This window comes from Cellvibrio sp. ARAG 10.3, from assembly GCF_051846955.1.
Lineage (GTDB): Bacteria > Pseudomonadota > Gammaproteobacteria > Pseudomonadales > Cellvibrionaceae > Cellvibrio.
This window is the reverse complement of record NZ_JBPYCU010000002.1, coordinates 87715-109221: the sequence shown is the minus strand read 5'-3', so window position 1 is coordinate 109221 and position 21507 is coordinate 87715. Positions and strand designations below refer to the sequence as shown.

Here is a 21507-nt window from a genome sequence, read left to right as displayed (position 1 = left end):
GCGAGAAGGGATTCTTTATGAAACCGCCCATAATCAATATAAACCCGTCTAATGGTCATCATTTCATGACTGGTTTTATAGAAATTATAGAGGTAAGAGTAGCCAAAGAGCTGGCTGAAAGCTCTTCTGTTTCACATCTACATTTCAAATCAGAAGAGACGGTCCCCCCTGAATAGCTTTTTATTTAATAAACCATATAACCAAAAATTCTACTGCCTTATTTTTTCCGAGAATCAAAAGTCACCTTTTATGAAACCACCTTTTCAAACTCGTAAAGCCCTGTACCTGGCAATAACTGCTGCATCACAACTGATATTGTCTCCTCAGGTATTAGCTGGGCCGGAAGGCGGGCGGGTCGTCGGCGGGCGCGGCTCAATTGATCAGTCAGGTTTGAATACTACCATTCAACAGCAAACTGATCGTATGGCGATTGACTGGGCGAGTTTTAATGTAGCGGCTGATGAGCGGGTGCAGTTTATTCAGCCGTCCTCGTCATCCCTGGCTCTTAATCGGGTACTGAGTCACACAGGTTCGGAGATTCATGGCCGTATTGTGGCTAATGGTCATATCTTGTTGGTGAATCCAAACGGTGTGTTCTTTGGTGAAAATTCACATATCAATGTCGGCGGCATGATTGCCAGTGGGTTAAGCGTAGACCCGGCAGATTTTATGAATGGTGAATTCACTCTGACCGCTCTGGAGGGAAGCGAAGGCAAGGTAATTAACTCTGGAATTATTAACGCGGCAACAGGTGGTTCGCTTTCCCTGATTGGGCAACAGGTAAAAAACGAAGGAATGATTTCGGCAAGGCTGGGAGCGGTAAACCTGACTGCGGGTAAAGAAGCTGTCGTGACCTTCGACCAACAAGGTCTGGTGGGTGTTCGAATTACCAAAGAAGTTCTACAGGATGAGTTAGGCGTTGATATAGCAGTAATCAATAGCGGCGAGATCTCTGCAGAGGGCGGCAGAATTTTGTTAAGTGCCAGCACCAGTCAGGATATTTTTTCCCAGGCGGTGAATCATGGTGAATTGAATTCTGCAAGCAGTGTGGTGGTGCATGAGGACGGAAGTTTCACACTGGGTGCAGGCGCGGATGTGATTAATACCGGCTCGCTTGATGTATCCAGTGATCTTGGCAATGCAGGACAAATTGTAGTTCTCGGGGAAAATGTTACCCACAGTGGTCAGATTTGGGCGAATACGAATACAGGTAACGCCGGGGATATTGAGTTACATAGTGCTGACACAACACGTCTCACAGAGTCTGCAAGTGTATTGGCAGAAGTAGCAACGGCTGGCATTGGTGGCGAGATCAAAATCTTGGGTAATAAAGTAGGGCTGTTTGATGAAACACACGTAAGTGTGTCAGGCGCTCATGGCGGTGGTGAAGTACTGATTGGTGGCGATGAAAGCGGTAGTAACACACGCATTCGTAACGCTGATTTTATTTATCTTGGGCAGGATACGCGCGTTCGTGCTGACGGAATATTAGACAGCCATGGTGGAAAAATTATTACCTTCGCTTCAGATACTGCTCGTATTTATGGTGCATTGAGTGCGCGTGGTGGTGAACTTGGTGGTAATGGTGGGTTTATTGAAACCTCTGGATTAAAAAAAATTGAGATATCACGTGCTCCAGAAGTCATTTCACCAATGGCGCAGAGTGGTCATTGGCTAATTGACCCTTATAGCATTACGATACAGTCAACACCTGGCACGATTAATAATAATGATGATGTTTTTTCTTCAGGTAATGGTAGTACTACACTTTATGTTGAGTTATTAAAAGATGCACTTTCCGATGGTGCAAATGTTATTGTCCAAACAACAGGTATTCAGGGTGACGGAGCTGGTGATGGTGACATAACATTTAACACAGATCTGAGTTATAACTTTTTGGGGGCTGCAACATTAACTTTAGATGCGCACAATAATATAAATTTGAATTCTTTCTCTCTTGAAAGAGCAAGTGGAATTGGATCACAAGGTTCTCTCAACATTGAAATGATATCGCAAAATGGCAGTGTAATATGGGGAACAGGCACAGAAATTTTTACTGGAGGAGGCAGTTTTTTTGCAAGCGGTATTAATTTTGATTTGCCGGTTAGCACAAATATTATTCTTAATACAGGCCATCAGAGGAATAGTTCAAGCGCTGCAATCGGAGGTAATATTGATTTAAATATGACGGGAACGGTATCGCTTGGCTCTCCAATTAGAACTGATGGAGGAAACTTTACTGTTCTCAACTCCTCAAGTTTAGCTAGCAACTTTGGCGGTGCCACATCAATTATCAATACATTTAATAATTTCGGCGGTGGTGATATCACTATCAACTCCACTGGCGATGTGAATTTTGGTGCAGTTGATTTTAGCTATCTTTACACAAATGAGGCTATACGCTCAGGCTCCGTGACCATTGAAGCTGGTGGCAATGTTTATTTGCATGAAGATATTGATTTTAATGACACAGAGATTTTCAATGATACTGATCCCGATAATGGCCAGGATTCCTTTTTAGCCATTACTTCTGCTGGCGACATCAATATCCTCGGTTCAATTACCGATTCCTGGTCAACTGATGAGAGAGATATCTTTGATATAACACTTGACGCTGGTGGCGCTATTGATATTCAGGGTGCCATCGCGACTTCTGGTGGTAATTTCACAATCCTTAATTCAGCTTCTGTGACTACAGGGGATGATGGTGGCGCAAGCATTAGTACGCTAGGTACATACGAGGATGCTACTAGCTTTTACGGCAATGTGACCATTAATTCCACTGGTGCAGTTTCTGTCGGTTCTGCTATTGATACGGCGGGCGGTAGTTTCACCGTCAATTCATCTTCTGAGTTTTCTAATAACTTTAATGATGGAGATGCACTAATCAGTACTGGTGGTGGTGTATTTTTAGTTACGTCCTCTGGTGCAGTTTCTATTGGATCAACCGTCGCGACGAGCGGTGGCGATTTTATGGTGCTCGAATCCGGCTCCTTTAACAGTAATTTAAATAACGCCCTAATTAATACATCCACTTCGTCATCTGCACCTATTGGCGCTGGAGGCGGAGATATCCAAATCAATTCAGATGGCAATATTATTATTGGTTTGATGAATTTTTCTTATGCTGCCTCAACAAACAATAATAATACTGTGCGTGTAGGTTCAGTAACAGCAACAGCGGGTGGAGACATAACACTTGCGAGAACACTTGATTATAACGATACCGGGCCAAGGGATATTGATGCGGAGGGGACTTTACCTACACATGATGAAGAAACCTATATTGATTTTACGGCGAATGGCGATATCAATATTGATGCCTTGGTTTATGATCGTATTGGTGATGCTCGAGATTTACTTGAAGTCAGATTAGCTGCCGATGCGGACAATACCAACACAGGCACATTAAATATTAACGCGGATATATATACATCTGGCGGAAGTTTTTCTGGTTCCGGTTATATCTTTGACTCATCCGGCGCCGTTGTTAATACGGACCATGCTAATAATGGTGAGGGGCTTCAAGAAGCGGCAACATGGTCGGATGGAGGCGATATCACCATAGCAGCCACATCATCCATTACATTAGGAGAAGTCATTACAGATTCAACTTGCCTTGAATCTGCCACCTGTACAGGAAATCTCACTCTCCGGGGCCGTGTAGTTGGTACAGATGCTCCAGGTGTTAGCCAAACCGAAAACTTATCTGTAGCCGGATTGTTTACAGTTAATGTTGGCGCCGGGGACGTTACTTTAACAAACACATATAACAGCTTCACAGGGCCGCTTGTATTTAACAGTGTAGGGACCGTTGAGTTAGTTAACTCAAATCCTGCCGGAACCGTTATTGGACAATCGTCTATTGGAGGTGATTTTACGCTGACCAGTGGCGGTGAAGTTACGCAATTTGATGACACGGTTTCGTTAATAGTAAATGGACAAACCTCGCTCAGCGCAGCCAATAAAAGTATTAATCTTTTCAACGAGGTTAATGACTTCGTCGGTGTGGTTAGTGTTTCTTCTGCGGGCTCGCTAGTACTGTCTGACGGGAATGATTTGTTCATTGGAGATATCAACACCAGTGGCGATTCAACGCGGGCCACGGGAAATATCACCCTCTCGGCAAATGGCAACCTTGACGTCGGCGCTATCACTGCAAATGGTGCAGCAGGTAATACGTCAAATCGCAATGGAGGGGAAGTCACACTCTCTGCCAATAATAATATGACGGTTGCCAGTATCTCGACACTTGGCGCAGGGGGCACGAACAACAACGGGGCTCGAGCAGGTGGGAGTGGTGGTGCCGTATCACTTGCGTCCAATAATGGTTGGATCGAAACAGGAACTATAAATACAAGCGGAGGAGATGGGCACCTATCTGCCGGACCTAATAATAGAAATGGTGGCCAAGCTGGAGGTATCGAAATAACAGCGCTAGCTCTTGGGCAGAGCATAAAATTAAATGAAAACTTAATCGCGCAAGGTGGGCTGGCAGGTAACCCGAATCACCAAAATGGCGCAAGTGCTGATATCAACTTTAATGGTTCAGTCCAATTAGCTAACAACCTCAGCATAAGTGCAGGCGCTAAGGAGGGCGCCTCCGGTAATGTGGCTTTAGGAAACATTATTTTTAACGAAGCACTTAATTCTGACAACAACGCCGCCTGGAATCTTAACCTCATTGCAAACAATATTACGTTTAGACAAGACGTAGGGCTGGTTAATAGATTGGGTACCCTGAATATCAATGCCGTTAACGACGTTAACGCACAATCAGTGGAAGCGGAGCTACGCAGCCTGAACGCGAATACCCTGGTTGCATCAGCAACGGGCTTTTACGCCGGTGATATCAACACTTCCGCAGCGCTTGCCGATACCGCCGGTGGGTCCATTAACATTACTGCTGAAGATATCAGTATCGGCGCCCTGAATTCATCGGGTAATGGAGCCGCTAACGGCGGTTCCATTTCTGTCACAGCCTTGGGTGATAATGCGTCGATTGCGTTGAATGGTGATATTAATGCACAAGCCGGTGATGACAATACGCAAGGTAGTGTTGATATAGAACTGGCATCAGCGGGTTCTATTTTCCTTAATCATACAAATTTTTTTACATCGACGATTAATATCTTGGGCAGCAGCGGTGATGACACCCTGAACGGCTTTGATATTGGTAGCACTTGGACTATCACGAGCGGCAATGCGGGAAACATAGGGGACGGTGATATAGATTCCATTTTCTTTAGCGATATTGAACATCTTGTTGGTGGATCAGAAGTTGATCTTTTTGTGTTAAATGGCGGTAATGTAAAGCAAATTAACGGCGGTGGCTCTGAGGATTCCTTTCAGGCTGATGATCTGCTGAACAGCTGGACGTTGAGCTCGCCCACGTCAGGCACCCTGGAAACTCCTGGCCCGAACGGCTATCTATTGAGTTTTTCTGATGTAGAAAATCTTCGTGGCAACAATCAGATAGATACCTTTATTTTTGCCATGGAGAATGAATACAGCGGTATTGTAGATGCCGTAGGTAGTAACAATATTGTCAGTATCGCTGCTGACATCAACGCAAACATTGAGATTCTTCTCGGCGAGAGCATCAACGGGGTATTAAATGCTGACATCGTGATGGGCAATGGCCAAGGTTCTATTACGGTTCAGGGCGATGCGACGAACATTCACACCTGGCAAATTAATGACCTTGGACAAATCGTTACTGAAGCTGATGGCATCAATGACGGCATGGTATCCAATAATGGTGGCGATAGTATTCGCTTTGTTGACTTCGCCAATTTGATTGGCAGCACAGCGACCGACAACTTCATAGTATCCGAAAGCGCGTCAATTACCGGGACAATTAACGGCGGCTCCGGTTCGGCAATTAACACCTTGTTGAATAACACTTCCAATAGCACCTGGACTCTCACCGGAAGTCGCCAAGGCAATTTGCTGAATGGTTCAGACACTATTGCTGATTTCGCCAATATTCACTCTCTAGTTGGCAGTGGGTCGGACACGCTTATCGGGCGCGACCAAGCCAACGATTGGCAAATCGATATATTAAATGGTGGATCCGTACAAATTAATGGTGGCTCAGCCGATCGCGTTGCATTCTCCGGTATACAAAATATTACCGGTGGAACAAGCAGTGATTATTTTACCTTTTCCAGCAATGGTCTTATTGAAGGAAATATCATTGGTGGTGATGGTACAGATACACTTCTTGCTCGACATACAACAAATACGTGGCTTATCAATGGTGAGAATCGTGGCCAGATAACTGATGAAATTGTCAATCCACTGATACCTTACGCCAAGTTTCAGAACGTTGAAAATCTCATTGGCGGTAACGGAGCTGATACTTTCTTATTCTCCAATAATGGCAGTATTGTTGATGCCGATGGCGGTGATGGAATCGATTCTATTAGCTTTGCAGGTATTGAAAACGTTGCTGTAACTCTGGGTGCAGCAACGATTAATGGTATTCGCGGCATTGAGCAGTTTATTGGTAATGGCGCAACCAGTACCTTAAAAACGGCAAACACGACGGGAACCAATATCTGGACGATCTTTGACTTCGATTCCAGCATTGGTAGTAACCCGGATATAGATGGGTTAGATGACGGTGAGGTCAATCTTGCAGATGGTTCAAGCATAACCTTTATCGACTTCAGTAATCTGGAGGGTGGTGCTGGCACAGATATTTTTACGTTTGATCATGAAAATTCAGGCGCTATAACGGGTAGCATCACCGGTGGTGTTGATGGCGAAAGCACGATTATTGCCAGAAATACAACAAACACCTGGCACTTTTCCGGGGCGGGAAATAGTCTTGGCATCACTACGGGCAACATTTATCTGGCGTATTTTTCCAATATTCAGACCATTCAGGGTGGGAATGGTATAGATACATTCACCATCAACAACACCTTTGCCGGGAATATATATGGCGGTGACGGTAATGATATTTTTAATATCAATGCTTCAGTGAGTGCATTATTTGGCCAGGATGGCGATGACCAATTTAATTTTACCAGTCCAAATAATGCAGGCCGAGCAACGAGGATAGATGGCGGAGCAGGGCAAAATATATTGAACGGCCGTAATAGTTCCACCATATGGCAATTTACAGACGCGGCTAACTATCTGACTTCCGAGGATAATTCTATCTATGTAGAAAGCTTCACTAATATCCAGGCCCTCCAAGGCGGTAGTGCTGTTGATACATTTGTTATTAATAGTGGCTTTGGCGGGGAAATATATGGCGGTGCCGGTAATGATATCTTTGTTATTAATTCTTCATCCAATAATCTGTTTGGTGAAGATGGCAACGATGACTTCATATTTACAAGTACAAATAATGCCGGCAGTGCTGTCGCTATTGATGGCGGCGCTGGAGAAAACAGGCTTTTGGGGCGCCATGTCGCTACCACCTGGAATTTCGGGGCTGATGCCAATAGCCTGAGTATCAGCAATTCAAACACAATCTATGTGACTGGTTTCTCCGGTATTCAACGCGTCCAGGGTGGAAGCGCCGTTGATACCTTTAGTATTAACAGCAGTTATCTGGAAACTATTGCTGGTGGCGGCGGCGCAGATATTTTTTATATTAATGCTTTGGTTAACAATCTATACGGCGAATCAGACAACGATCAATTTATATTTTCAGGTATTGATAATGTCGGTGTTGCTAATGTCCTTGATGGCGGTACCGGCATTGACACCTTGATAGGTCGTGATATAGCAACCATCTGGACATTGGGTGCTAGCAATACATTAGTTTCCGGTGGCAACACCTACGTTAGTGGTATTGTTGCCATCGAAACACTGCAAGGTGGCAGTGCTGAAGATACCTTTCATATCGAGAATAATCTATTTAGCCGCATCCTCGGCGGCAACAACAACGATATCTTCCATATCAATGCCACAGTTAATTCCCTCTTTGGTGAAGCCGGCAATGACCAGTTTATTTTCTCTTCCGCTAATAACGCCGGCAGCGCCGCTACGATAGATGGCGGAAGTGGCAATGACATTTTGGTCGGACGTAATACTGCCAATACCTGGCTTATTGATAATGTCGGCAACCGTTTAAGGGTTACTGGCAGCGGCAGTGACTATGTTCAATCTTTTACCGATATACAGGTATTACGAGGCGGCAATACCGTCGATACCTACGATTTAGATGCCGATTTTGATGGTGACGTTTTTGCTGGTGCAGGTAATGATATTTTCAATATCAATGCCTCGGTTAACCTCCTCTCCGGTGAAGATGGTGATGACAATTTCCTGTTTGATAGTCTCAACAACAATGGCATTGCCACCAGTATCCTGGGTGGCGATGGCGAAAACACGCTGGTAGGGCGCAATAGTGCCAGCATCTGGAATATTGCAGCAAGTAGTCATTCCGTAGGCATTACCAATGGCCCCACCTATGTTGCGTCTTTTGAGGACATTCAGATTCTGCAAGGCGGCAATGCCATCGATGTGTTTAATATCAATACTGCGTTTGACGGCACTATTTCAGGTGGTGATGGCGATGATCTTTTCACTATCAACGCAGTCGCCAATACTCTGCGCGGGGAAGATGGCAATGATCAGTTTATTTTTTCTGCTGTAAGTAATGCAGGCAGCGCTGAACTTATTGTGGGCGGCGACGGGGATGACACCTTGGTTGGGCGTAATGCCACCAATAACTGGAACCTGGCAGCAACGGGTAACAGCCTGGCTGATGCTGCCAACGCAGCGTATGTGATCGCTTTTGAGGATGTGGATATTCTTCAGGGTGGCAGTGCAGTTGATAATTTTCTGATTGATGCTGCATTTGATGGCGAAATCCGCGGTGGTAGTGGCGATGACCTCTTCAGCATTAATGGCGTTGTGAGCGCATTGTTGGGGGAGGCGGGCAATGACCAGTTTGTGTTTTCCAGCCTTGGTAATGATGGCAGCACCAACAGTATTGATGGCGGCGACGGAGAAGACAGATTAATTGCGCGTAACCTCGACAACACTTGGAACCTTTCAAACGGTAATAATCTGGGTGTCAGCGGTGGCGAAGTCTATGTAGCCGACTTCAGCAATATTCAAATACTGCAGGGCGGCAATGCCATTGATCGGTTCGTTATTAACGCCGCATTTACTGGCAGTATTTACGGCGGCGAAGGGCATGATATTTTCACCGTTAATGCGGCGGTGAATTCGTTAGCCGGTGAGGGCGGCGATGATGAATTTTCTTTTATCAGTGCAGCTAATGCGGGCAGCGCAGTCAGCCTCGATGGTGGAACTGGAACCAACCTTTTAAGAGGCAGGAACGAGGATAGCATCTGGACCTTAACAGGAGATTATTCCGGTAGCCTTGCCGAAACCTTAAATGCGACAAATTATGTCACGTTGTTTTCGAACATTCATAATCTGGAAGGTGGAACCGCCGAAGATACATTGGTCGGCCAAAATCAATCAACTCAATGGCAAATAGATAACATCGATGCCGGCCGCTTGGGCTCGCCAGGTACCGACCTAACAACGCACCTCGTATTTAGCAGCATGCAGAATATCGTCGGAGGAGCAAGTCAGGACAACTTTATATTTACCACGTCTGCCAGCGACGTTACCGGTTTGATCGACGGTGGAACCAGCGGAAATAACACGGTCGAGGATATACTTGATCTCAGCTTACTTGGGCAGGCAGTTATTGTAGAGCTTTTTGACAGCAACACGGATAACCTGCACGCGATTAACATGGAGGAGATCATTGCGCCAGTAACGACAGCTGAAAATAATTATCTCTATGGCGCCAGTGATCGAGCCTATATCTGGACCATCGATGGCATCAACTCAGGGAGTGTGGCGCGCGCCGATTCTCCTTCGCTCGAAAGGACGACGCGTTTCCATCATTTTGGTCAGCTGCGCGGCGGTGAGAACAACGACCGTTTTGAGGTTGTCAGCGGCGGCTCTATTGCGGGCACGATTCACGGGGGCGATGGTGACGGTATCGATTTTGCGGATTACTCTAACACGAATGCGCATGTTACCGTCTCGCTTGGAGGCGACGGCTCTCTGGGCGTGACCGGTATTAATGGCATAGAAGGCGTGGTGGGTAACAACGGCGGATCAAGCGATGCACAATTTAACAGTGTTATTGGTATTACCAGCGGCAATAACATCTGGACCATCGGCAGTTTTGATTCAGTAACCGATGGCATCAACGATGGTCAGATTACCATTACCCTGGGGAATGGTTCGACCAACGTTATTTCGTTCGAAAATTTTAATATCCTCAGCGGTGGTTCCGGCAACGACGAGTTTACTTTTTCCCGCGATGGCAACAAAGATGGTGTGTTGTTGGGTTACATCAATGGCGGGGCAGGCAATAATATTTTTAATGCCGCTGTATCCAGCAATAATCCGATCGCGTCTGCGGCGGACCAAACCATACAGATAAAAAATGTGCCGCAGGATTTGACTAACCTTGATGCTTTCACGCCGATCCAGGGCGTTACCCAAGTCTTTGGATTTACCAACATCATCGCGAATGTCAGTACCAACAGTAACTTGATCAGTGCTGATGGCGCCAATGCCTGGGATATCAATGCTAACGGTACCAATCGTCTGACAACGAATGTTACAGAGATAGCCTTCTCCGGTTTCAGTCGTCTGACCGGCGGATCAGCGGTGGATAATTTTTACATTCGCTCGCTGGAAGGGCCCTTGCGGCTGATTGATGGCGGCTCGGATAGCAGCATTGATACCGTTGACTTTTCCCAATTGGATGCAAATACCTCTGTCGTGGTTGGCGTAGGCGAAACCGCATTGGCTGACATGAATATCCTGAGCATTGAGAGCGTTAATGCACACAACCACGCTAACAACGAGTTGGTTAGTGATGCAGGGGCTAACACCTGGCGCATCACTGATGTTGATACAGGTTCATTGAACACACATTTGATGTTTACAGGGTTTGCAAATCTGACCGGTACGACAGGTAACGACAGCTTCATCTTTGTTAATGAGAATGCCAGCCTGTCGGGTGTTATGGATGGTGGGGCAGGTGCCGGTTTTGATACGCTGGATCTCACCGGTGTGAATCGAGACATCAGTTTACAATTGACCGGCAGCGCAACCGTTGACGATGAACTCCGCGCTATCAATCTTGAACAGATTGAAGCGAATAACAATTTTGTAAATACCTTATTGTCTGACAGTACCGACAACCTTTGGTCGATATCAGGCAATAATACTGGCAGTCTCGCTAACGCGAGCGGGGTAATTGAGTTTATCGGTTTCCGAAATCTTATCGGGAATGCAGGTAAAGATCAGTTCGTCTTTTATGAGCAGGGCTCGCTCGATGGATATCTTGATGGCTCGACTCAACCGGCGTCTGGCGAGGACAGTCTTGACTTGAGCAGATTGGGCAGCGTTGATGTGCTGCTGGCCGATTCGGGCCTGGGCTACCGGGGTATCGAGCGGATTATCGGTAACGATCAGAACAGCACGCTCAGAGGGCAAGGCGCAAATACCTGGAACCTTATCGGACAGAACAGCGGCAATATCAATAATACAATTATCTTTGAAGGCTTCACTGCCTTAATCGGCGGTGAAGGAAACGATCAATTCAATTTAACGCAGGGCAGCCTTGCCGGTTCTGTGTCCGGTGGACTCGGCAATGACGCTTTTGTCCTGGGGGATGCCGCTATTGCTGGCGGTATTTATGGCGATGGCGGTAACGATGTGTTGGAAGCAACGGTTACTGCTGGCACCACAAGGACAGTCAATTTCGTTGGGGGAACAGGCAACAATCGCCTGACAGCGACTGGCGGAGGAGCAGGCTTTACTGCACAACATGGTTTTACGTCAACCCAAAACGGGCAATTGCGCTATCTGGATAACACTAGCAACGCTCACACCATCAGCTATTCCGATGTGACGGATATTGTTGATAGCATCATCGCGACCTCGTTGACCATAAACACCACATCTGGGGCCGACACTATCGCTCTGCGCAATCGCGCTTACACCTTTAACGACGTCACATCTGTTGCCTATAACAATAAAAATAATCTGGTGATTGCGGCATCCGCCGGTGATCAGGTTGTTGTTAATGGCACGGTTAATATTCCGCAGCTATTAACCATTCAAGATGCGCAGGTTACCTCCGCGGCGGGTGGCTCGATCGTTGCTGCAGGTTTGCGCCTGGATGGTACGGCCGCCGTCGGCAGCGAAAATAATCGCTTGAATGTCAACATAAATGAATTGTATATCCGATCTACCCATGGGGCTGTTTATCTGAATGAGCAAAACACATTAAATATCAGTGAATTCTCAGCCAATGGCCTTATTGACCTACTGCTCAATGGTGATCTCACATCTTCTATTGCCTTAGCGTCAGCGCGGGGTTTTAACGCAACGTCCACCAATGGCAATGTGATTCTGGATAAAGAAAATGCGCTAAGCGGAACCTTGAACCTTTCTGCCGCGAGTGATATTAACCTCCGCAACCTGACTGCAACCAACCTTGCCGACATTAGCGCGCGGCAGCTCAACATTAATTCAAATGGAGTCATCAACGGCAGTGGTTTCATTGATGTTAATGGACTAACAAGTTTTGTTTCCGGTGGCAACATAAACCTGGCCAACCGTGAACATAACTTTAACTCTGTGCAGATTGGCTCAGCCGCTGGTGTATCGATCAACAACATGGATCTGGTCACGCTGATAGGCGTCGATGCGTCAGGTACGGTCAATATCGATGCGCAAGGCATCAACGCCAATGGTGCCATTGCGGCAAACAACCTGAACCTGAATGGCAATCAAGGCGCTGTCAGTTTGAGCAGTAATATTCAGGCAAATGGTGAAGCCAATATCGCCGGACAAAATCTCTCTGTTGCCGGGGATATTACTGCTTCAGCAATTCAATTAGATGCTCAAGCTGATGCGCTGCTGAATGGAAAGCTCAATACGCTTAATGGCCAAATGATATTGGTAACCGCAAATAACCTGATGCAAAACGGTCTGATTACGGCTGGTACAGATGTACGTGTTACCACGACGGAAAATATGACCCAAAATGCCGATATCCGGGCGAACAACAGGATCGTGTTGAGTGCAGGAACGGATCTACTGATGAACGGATCTTATGCCACCCAGAGCAATATTGTTGAAGTGTTTGCTGGTGGCACCTTGAATATGAACAGGATCAACGCTGAAAATGGTATCAGCGTAACTGGCGGAGTCATTACACAACAAAATAATCTGTCGACCAGTAATGGCGATATCAATATCACAGCCTCAGGCATCACGATGAACTCGGGCACCGCCCTGACCGCGAATACGGGTTCCATCCAGATAAAGTCAGATGCAGATATAACAGCACGAAGCCTGAACGCGGGCACGGATATATCACTGTCGGCCCTTGGCAATGCTCAGATCAACAACGACATCATTGCCAGTACCGGTGCAATAGATATTCAAGGGCGAAATATTAATCTGGCGGGGGATCTTATGGGGCAAGCCGACATTAATATTGTGTCTGCTGCGGGAGGCCTCCAACAACAAGGACTTGTGCAATCACAGCAGGGTAACATCGCCATTGATGTCGCGGGTGATTTGGCAATGGCAGGTAATAGTGAGGCCCGGGCAAGTGGCGATATTATTTATCGCGCAGCGAACCTCGCCATTACCAGGATGGCAACCGCAGCCGGTGCGGTGACGCTGGCCGCACGTGGCGGTGCCGTAACTGACAACAATGGTCAAACCATCAATGTGACAGCGCAACGTCTGGTTGTTGACGCTGAAGCAGGTATAGGGGCTAATGATGTCATTGAAACGCTGGTAAGCGAGTTATCTGTCAGCAATAATCAGGGTGATATCCGTCTGGAGAACGGCAAGGAGGTCAGTGTTGATCGCCTTCGTTCCAACGGCAATATTGTGTTCAGTAATCTCGCCGGCAGCGTCACACTGGATAATACCAGCGGCTTGCTCTTCACTCGCAACGAACCGGATGCACGATTGGCCGGCGGCACCATGAACGGCAACTATGACATCGGCACCTTGACCATTAATGTGGCACAAGGCGATTTGACGGCGGTCAATTCCCCCAATCTCAATAACCCCGACATAGTGGCTCGCAATGCCGCCTTGATTGCACCGACGGGTAACATTGGCAGTCCCGGCCGCCCGTTGGTTATTTATGTGAAAGATTCACTGTTTATCGGTGGTTTGAGAAGTTGGTCGCCTTTATGGGGCTTTGATACCGCACCGCAGTTCGTAGAAAATACGTCGACGATTCAGGGCAACTTGTCTGACTTGCTGGCCTCGGGAAGTGAGCAATTGGTTGCAGTAGAAACGCTGGAAGAAGTGAACCCTGCGATCTTCACCAGTGTGCGCAACTATTTCTATGACGACATCTCGATTCTTCTGCCGCGCGATCAGTTATATTATGATGACGAGTACGAACAATAGTGAATAGCTTGCAGGCTCGTTGTTTTACGAGCCTGTTTTTATGTCTGTTTAACAATAGCAATGTGTGGGTCTGGTTTTACATGTGTCAACAAAAAGCACGTCATTCGGAAGATAGCTCGTTTTTTCCCCGTTTGAAATGGACAATCAAAACAACTGGCAGTCTTTGCGGTGTAATGTTTTTATTCTGGTCTGCCTCCGCCACCGCTGGCTTTCTTGAAATGCCGGATACCACGGAAGTACCGGAATTTGAGCGGGACAGTATGCTGCTCGACATGGATATTCCACCGGTCAGAGAACGTGATCCTGATCCACAGGCAGGGCCGCGGCTCAATGTAAAAGAGTTCCGCATCCAGGGGTTGATCGAATATCCGGAGTTAGGGATTACCCGGGAAAGCATCATTGAGCAGGTGGAGGCGATTCGCTTCGACATGATGGATGAGGGCGAACTGTTGGACTCTGGATACAGTCTTGACGAGCTCAGTGAAGTGTCAGATCTTATCGCCGAAATCGAAAAGGAGACCGAAGGGCGCCACGTGGGCCCATTGGAAGTGCAGCGCCTGGTATTCCTGATCCGCGAACAGCGCCGCCAACGGGGTATCACGCTCGGCATGATTGAAACGGTGGCAAACACCATTACCCGGTATTACAGGGAGCGTGGCTTCATCCTGGCTAAAGCGTATATCCCGCAACAGCATGTCCGCGATGGCGTGGTGACCCTGACGCTGTTATTGGGTGAACTGGGTGAAGTGGCCGTTCAAAACAATAAACGCTACTCCACCAAAACAATCGAGCGTACATTCAAAAGCCTGCTGGCAGAACCGGTGACGAATGATCGTATTGAAGAGAAGCTGTTCCTCACCAATGACCTTCCCGGTCTATCAGCCCAGGGCTACTTTGAACCTGGCTCGCAGGTCGGGGATACCAAGTTAAATGTGAATGTCACGTCCGAGCGTTGGTACGATGCGAATGTTCGGGTGGATAACCATGGCTCTGAGCGCTCTGGCGAATATCGTCTTTACACAGACTTCCTGTTGCACAACCCATTGGGAATCGGCGACCAATTGCATATCGGCGTGTTGGGTTCCTTCGCGCCAGAAAACTCCACCTACGGTTCCATCCGTTACAACACTATCGTTGTGGACCCGAGAATCAAATTTTCCGTGGGCGCCTCCACTAATGACTTCGTCTTGGGAAGCGGGAACGCTGAAACCGAGGGGGCAAGTCTGGATATCGCCGGTAAATCCTCGGTATTCGATACCTCGATCAAGTATCAGCTTAAGCGCAGTAGGGTTAAAAATTACGCGATTGGCCTGGCAGCGTCCCAGATTGAATCAGAGATCAATCTCGGTGAGGTAAACAGCGACTTTCTTGATGATGAAGTCAGGAATATCGAGCTGTTTTACGAATTTGATGTGTTGAAGGAAAAAAGTAGGATTCTGCACCAGGGTAACCTGTCGTTGTTGTCCAGTGATTTTGTCAAAGGCGCTGAGGAACAACAGGAAGAGTCGCCGGTTATCTTTTCTTTCGACTACTCCATGCTGACCTTTATGAAAGTCCCCTTTACTACGGCAGAGAGCAGGGTGGTGCTCAGAGCGTCAGGGCAATTCTCCGGCGTTCCTCTGGCCTCGGTTAATCAATACTCCCTTGCAGGTCCGACGCGAGCACGGGGCTATGTTGTCAATGAATATTACGCCGACGATGCGCTCTACCTGGGGGCCGACTGGATATTCAAGGGATTGTCATTGAACGGGTTTAAGATTGGCGGGGAGCGTTTTGAAAATCTGCTACAGCCCTTCCTCTTTATGGACTACAGTTACGGCCAGGCGCACCCCCTTCAGGAAGGCTCGGATGGTACTGAGGCGCATCTTGGTGACGTTGGAATCGGGTTGAAGTTTAATTACCTGGCGTATCTACGCGGCAACCTGGTATTTGCTGTACCTGTTCATGCAAGCAATAGTGGACTGGAAGATGGCGAAGAGCCGGGTGACGGTATGAATATGTATTTTGATTTCCAGTATGCTTTTTAAAGGGTTTCACTGGCGCAAGTATCATTGTATGTCAATGACTACTGATCGAGCCTAATGTGCTCTGGTTCTCAATTTCTGCCGGTGCAGAAGGGCGCAAATTCATCTGCGATGGAGGTGTAAATTTTTCTGACTATCGTTCATAACGGTTTTTTTTACGGGTTATATCGATTAGGAAAAAGCGCCATCAAAACGTTGTTTGAAAGAAGAAACTGGGCTAGCATTCACACATTGCACCAACTTGCTCAAGTGCATTAATGCTGAATTTAGCTTGTTAATTGGTAATTGATACGATGCCTTTGCGGAGTAGAAATTATCGTAATCTGTGTGGTACTTAAGAAAGGTAAGGAGAAAGTAAATGGCAATTTATGTTGAATATGAAGGCATCAAAGGAAATGTGACTGCTGACGGTTACAAAGACCACATTTCTGTTAATTCCCTTCAGTTCGGTGTTGGTCGCGGTATTTCCATGGAGCCGGGCAATCTGTCCAACCGTGAAGCAACCCGTCCAACCATCAGTGAAGTGACTATGACCAAGCCTGCTGATACTTCAGCAACTGCCTTGTTCAAAGAAGCTGTTACTGGTTCAAGCGGCAAAAAAGTCACCATCAAGTTTGTACAAACCGGTGCTGACAAAGTTATTGAGTTCATGACTTATACCTTGGAAGATGTACTGGTAAGCGGCTACTCTGTTTCTGCAGACGGCGAGAGCGATCCGATTGAGTCTATCTCCCTGAGTTTTTCCAAAATCATGGTCAACTACAATGACTACGATAAGACTAACAAGTCTGCGAATCCACAACGTGTTGGTTACGACTTGACTACTGCCAAGCCGCTGTAAGTTTTATCGCTGTAAAGTAAAGTGCCCTGAAGGCAATGTCTTCAGGGCTCTTTTCTGTCTGAGCTCGCAATTTAACATTGCGGGGCAAGGATGACCCCGACGCTTCCCCTGTGAAGGTCATATTGAGGTTGCTATCCCATGAGTCAACTCACTCAAGAAAATAGACTTATTTCAATCTCTGACTTTTCTTTAGGAAAAGACACATTCCTGCTGACAGGTTTTGAAGGTAACGAATATATCTCCGGCCTGTTTGAATTCACTATCGAAGTCCTGTCCGAATACCTCGAAGTAAACCCCGACCAGATTGTTGGCAAAACTGCCACGGTTACTATCCAGAATGACCAGGAACGCAAGTTCAACGGTTACATAAAATCGTTTACCTTTGGTGAGGTGAAGGCAAATAATCTTCGTCAATATCGCATGGTTATGGTGCCTTGGTTATGGTTTTTATCACAAACCAATGACCACCGAATTTTCCAGGAAAAGAATACCAAAGAAATTGTTTCGCAGATTTTTAATGATCTGGGTTTCTCCGATTTTGATTTTAAAGCTGCAGGTGGCAGCAAACGCGAATATTGTGTTCAGCACAATGAAAGCGATCTGAATTTTATCTCTCGTCTACTTGAAGAAGATGGCATTGCCTATTACTTTGAGCACGATGACAAAAAACATAAATTGATTCTGGTAGACCAGCAAAACGCCTACACAGATGTGGCTGAAACCAACCTTGAATATTCAAAAGGTAACACACCCAATACGCAGATCACTGCCTGGGAGCATATCTACCTGTTCAAGAAGGGTAAGTGGTCTTTAAATGACTACAACTTTAAAGAGCCCAAGAAAGATCTGAATGCAAGCACCAAGACCAAAAGCCAGTTTGCCAAGAATGATGCCTTCGAGCATTACGAATATCCTGGTTTGTATGACACAACCATGGGTGCCGATCTGGTCAAGATCCGTCTTGATGCTGAAGAAGTTGATCGCAACACGGTAAAAGGCGCAAGCGACTGCAGCAGCTTCTTTGCCGGCGGCAAATTCAAGGTTGCCAAGCACGCCACCGGCTCTGAGAAGGGTAGCTATATTCTGGCTAAGGTTTTTCACAAAGCACACGACAACAGTTATTTTTCCGGTGGCGACGGCAGTTCTGATTACACCAACGAATTTATCTGCATTCCCGCCGATGTTCATTTCCGCCCCCAGAATCTCCATAAAAAACCGGTGATGAAAGGACCACAATCTGCTTTGGTTGTAGGGCCCGCTGGTGAAGAGATTTATATTGACGAGCACAATCGCATTAAAGTGCAATTTATCTGGGACCGTGAGGGCAAGAAGGATGAAAATAGCTCCTGTTTCGTGCGCGTGATGCAGGCTTGGGCCGGTAACCAATGGGGTTCTTCTTTTATCCCCCGAATTGGTCATGAGGTGATTGTAAGCTTTTTGGATGGCGACCCGGATCGTCCTTTGGTGACAGGTTCGGTTTACAATGGTTGGAACAAGCCGACTTATCCATCCAAAACCCAGAGCGGCATCAAAACCCGTTCGACCAAAGACGGCACACCGCAGAATTTTAACGAGCTGCGTTTCGAGGACAAAAAAGGTGACGAACAGATTTATCTGCATGCCGAAAAGAACTTTGATACCCAGGTTGAAAACGATCAAACCCTGACTGTCGATCACGACCGTACCAAGACCATCGGCAACGATGAAAACTCTTCAATTGGCAATGATCGTAACAAATCGGTCGGCAACAACCAGACCGAAAGTATCGGCAAGAATAAAACCATTGATGTCGGTGAAAACCATACCGAATCGATTGGCAAAAATATGTCCCTCAGTGTGGGCAAGAATATCAGTATTGATATTGGGGAAAACCATACTGAGACCATTGGCAAGAATATGACGATCTCCGTTGCCAAAGACCTGAGTGAATCTGTCGATGGCAAGTACACCGAAAGTGTCACCAAAGAATACGCTTTAACGGCTAAAACAATTACTCTTCAAGCAGATGATCAGATCACATTGAAAACTGGTTCGGCTTCGATTGTCATGAAGAAGAATGGAGACATTACAATCTCAGGGAAAAACATTAATGTTAAAGGATCTGGGAATGTTGTTCTTAAGGGCAGTAAAGTCACTAATAATTAGTAAACCATCATGACAAAAACGGTGTTGGAAAACTCAGATCAATACGAAGTTTTCGCTGAAGCCCCCACTTCGGCCTTGGCTCCGGGTGAAATAGTCTTGGGTTATTTAAAAGGGATTGATGGAAATGGAAGCCCGTTAGTGGTCTATCCGCAGCTGCCAAATGAAAATCCTATAGCAGCCGTGTCAACTGTTGCAGTAACCCAACTGCACATTGGCCGGCAAGTCGCGCTATTGTTTGCGAAAGGCGACTACCAACAACCGGTGATTATGGGTTTTGTTTATAGTCCGCTGGATGATTTGCTGGAAAGTTTTTCGTTTACTGATGCCGAAGCAGTTTTAAACCAAAACACTTCTGAGACCGCCATCGATACCAATGAGCATGATTCCAAAATTGAGCTTGACACTGTGAAAGTGGATGGTAAAAAAGTTGTTATAGAAGGCAAGGAGGAGGTGGTCCTAAAGTGCGGTGAAGCCAGCATCACCTTGACCAGCAGCGGAAAAATTCTGATTCGAGGAAAGTACCTGCTCAGTCGATCCAGTGGTGTGAATCGTATTCTTGGTGGATCAGTTCAGGTCAATTAGTAGAAACGCTTCAGTGCTGCCAGACTTCCAATACGAGTTGCCTCATGCTACAGCTCAAAAATAACACGCCCTTTTCCGCTGCCATCGCACTCTTTCCTAATGAGCAAGGCATAGAGACTTTATACACGATTGTTAAAGCGTCTTTTCACATTGGGCAAAAGTGGACTTTGTTGGATGAGCAGGCGCCGCCGCAACAGGAAGACATCTTTTGGAGTGATCCCGCTGAATCTAGCCTGCGGCTACCTTCAGACTACCATCCAGGTAAAGCCGCGACGGATGTGATAATGATTGGGCAAGCCTGTGCGCAAGAGCAAAGGCCTGTGAGGCAACTGAATGTTGATTTAAGCGTAGGTACTATCAGTAAAGCTGTGCGTGTTTTTGGTAATCGCGTTTGGGATCGAGGTTCAATTTCATCGCCGGATGTGTTCACAACAATGCCGATTATTTATGAACGCGCCTTCGGTGGCTTGGACATTCTGGATGGGCAAGTACGGGCGGCAGAGCTGCGTAATCCCGTCGGTGTAGGATTCGCGGGAAAACGTGGCATTGACGACATGGATAGTTCCCCGTTGCCTAATATCGAATGCCCTCGGCACCTCATTCAATCATTGAAAGATAACCCGGCTCCTGCTGGCTTTGCCGCCATAGCATCCAACTGGCAACCCAGGGTGACATATGCCGGCACCTACGACGAAGCCTGGATGCAAAATAGGGCTCCGTACCTACCGCTTGATTATAACCAACGCTTTATGAATTCAGCCCATCCTGAACTGATTTACCCGGGATTTCTAAAGGGGGGGGAGCCGGTCCGTATTTCTGGTATGCATCCATCTGGTGAATTATCTTTCAATCTGCCCAATGTTGTTTTGCACAATAAAATTGAGGTGAGCAATCAGGTTGAACCGGGTAATTTTATAATGGAGTCAGTTATTATCGAGCCAAATCAGCTGCGCTTATCTATGGTTTGGAAATCTGCCTTCGTATGCGGAATGAAAGCCAGAAAAATCAATCAAGTATTTGTTGGAATGCAGCGATAATGCATCGGAGGAGGATATATGGCTCAAACGACGTTTGCTAATACCAGGGGAATTGCCCATAAGGGCAGTGGAGGCTTGAGTATTGTTTTTCCTGATGTGTGTAAAACACCAACCCCGGGAGGACCTGTACCTATTCCTTATCCGAACATAGGAAAAGCGTCCGACACCAGTAAAGGCCCTAAATCCGTGACCACAGACAAGAAAATGCCGATGGTTAAAGGCGCACAATATTCACGCAGTAGCGGTGATGAAGCGGGCACTGTCAAAGGCATTATTAGCAGTGATCAAATGGGTGTTTGTGAATTCATGATGTATTCATTTGACGTAAAGTTTGAAGGGAAAAATGTCTGCCGTATGGGCGACCCTTTATTCCACAATAAAAAAAATATTATGGGCTAACAAGACGACAATGAATGCAGTT

The 21507-nt window shown here is 46.6% G+C and carries 7 protein-coding genes; all 7 read left to right on the top strand.

Annotated elements, in window-relative coordinates; translation table 11 throughout:
• Nucleotides 1-249 precede the first annotated feature (249 nt).
• The 7 genes from ACSV5M_RS03140 to ACSV5M_RS03110 all read left to right on the top strand — a co-directional run bounded on the left by ACSV5M_RS03140 (nt 250) and on the right by ACSV5M_RS03110 (nt 21485).
• Entirely contained in the window at nt 250-14457 is a 14208-nt protein-coding gene (locus ACSV5M_RS03140) for a filamentous hemagglutinin N-terminal domain-containing protein (RefSeq protein WP_439174113.1), read from the top strand.
• A 173-nt stretch (nt 14458-14630) separates the two neighbouring features.
• Nucleotides 14631-16484, top strand: coding sequence for a ShlB/FhaC/HecB family hemolysin secretion/activation protein (locus ACSV5M_RS03135; RefSeq protein ID WP_439174112.1), 1854 nt, complete (start codon nt 14631-14633; stop codon nt 16482-16484).
• Between the two features lie 355 nt (nt 16485-16839).
• The gene (locus ACSV5M_RS03130) at nt 16840-17322 is read left to right on the top strand and encodes an Hcp family type VI secretion system effector (RefSeq protein ID WP_439174111.1); all 483 of its coding nucleotides are present in this window, start codon (nt 16840-16842) and stop codon (nt 17320-17322) included.
• 138 nt (nt 17323-17460) lie between these two features.
• Nucleotides 17461-19467 (top strand): type VI secretion system Vgr family protein, encoded by a 2007-nt coding sequence (locus tag ACSV5M_RS03125; RefSeq protein WP_439174110.1) that lies wholly within the window; start codon nt 17461-17463, stop codon nt 19465-19467.
• A 9-nt stretch (nt 19468-19476) separates the two neighbouring features.
• Nucleotides 19477-20049, top strand: a complete 573-nt coding sequence (locus tag ACSV5M_RS03120) for a DUF6484 domain-containing protein (protein WP_439174108.1) — start codon at nt 19477-19479, stop codon at nt 20047-20049.
• Nucleotides 20050-20093: 44 nt separating this feature from the next.
• On the top strand, nt 20094-21086 hold the full coding sequence (locus tag ACSV5M_RS03115) for a DUF2169 family type VI secretion system accessory protein (protein ID WP_439174106.1): 993 nt from the start codon (nt 20094-20096) through the stop codon (nt 21084-21086).
• An 18-nt stretch (nt 21087-21104) separates the two neighbouring features.
• Entirely contained in the window at nt 21105-21485 is a 381-nt protein-coding gene (locus tag ACSV5M_RS03110) for a DUF4150 domain-containing protein (RefSeq protein WP_087465531.1), read from the top strand.
• The last annotated feature ends 22 nt before the right edge of the window (nt 21486-21507 follow it).

Excerpts from the sequence above, each read along its gene's own strand:
- ACSV5M_RS03140 (WP_439174113.1), top strand. The coding sequence starts at position 250 with ATGAAACCACCTTTTCAAACTCGTAAAGCCCTGTACCTGGCAATAACT.
- ACSV5M_RS03135 (WP_439174112.1), top strand. The coding sequence starts at position 14,631 with ATGTTTTTATTCTGGTCTGCCTCCGCCACCGCTGGCTTTCTTGAAATG.
- ACSV5M_RS03130 (WP_439174111.1), top strand. The coding sequence starts at position 16,840 with ATGGCAATTTATGTTGAATATGAAGGCATCAAAGGAAATGTGACTGCT.
- ACSV5M_RS03125 (WP_439174110.1), top strand. The coding sequence starts at position 17,461 with ATGAGTCAACTCACTCAAGAAAATAGACTTATTTCAATCTCTGACTTT.
- ACSV5M_RS03120 (WP_439174108.1), top strand. The coding sequence starts at position 19,477 with ATGACAAAAACGGTGTTGGAAAACTCAGATCAATACGAAGTTTTCGCT.
- ACSV5M_RS03115 (WP_439174106.1), top strand. The coding sequence starts at position 20,094 with ATGCTACAGCTCAAAAATAACACGCCCTTTTCCGCTGCCATCGCACTC.
- ACSV5M_RS03110 (WP_087465531.1), top strand. The coding sequence starts at position 21,105 with ATGGCTCAAACGACGTTTGCTAATACCAGGGGAATTGCCCATAAGGGC.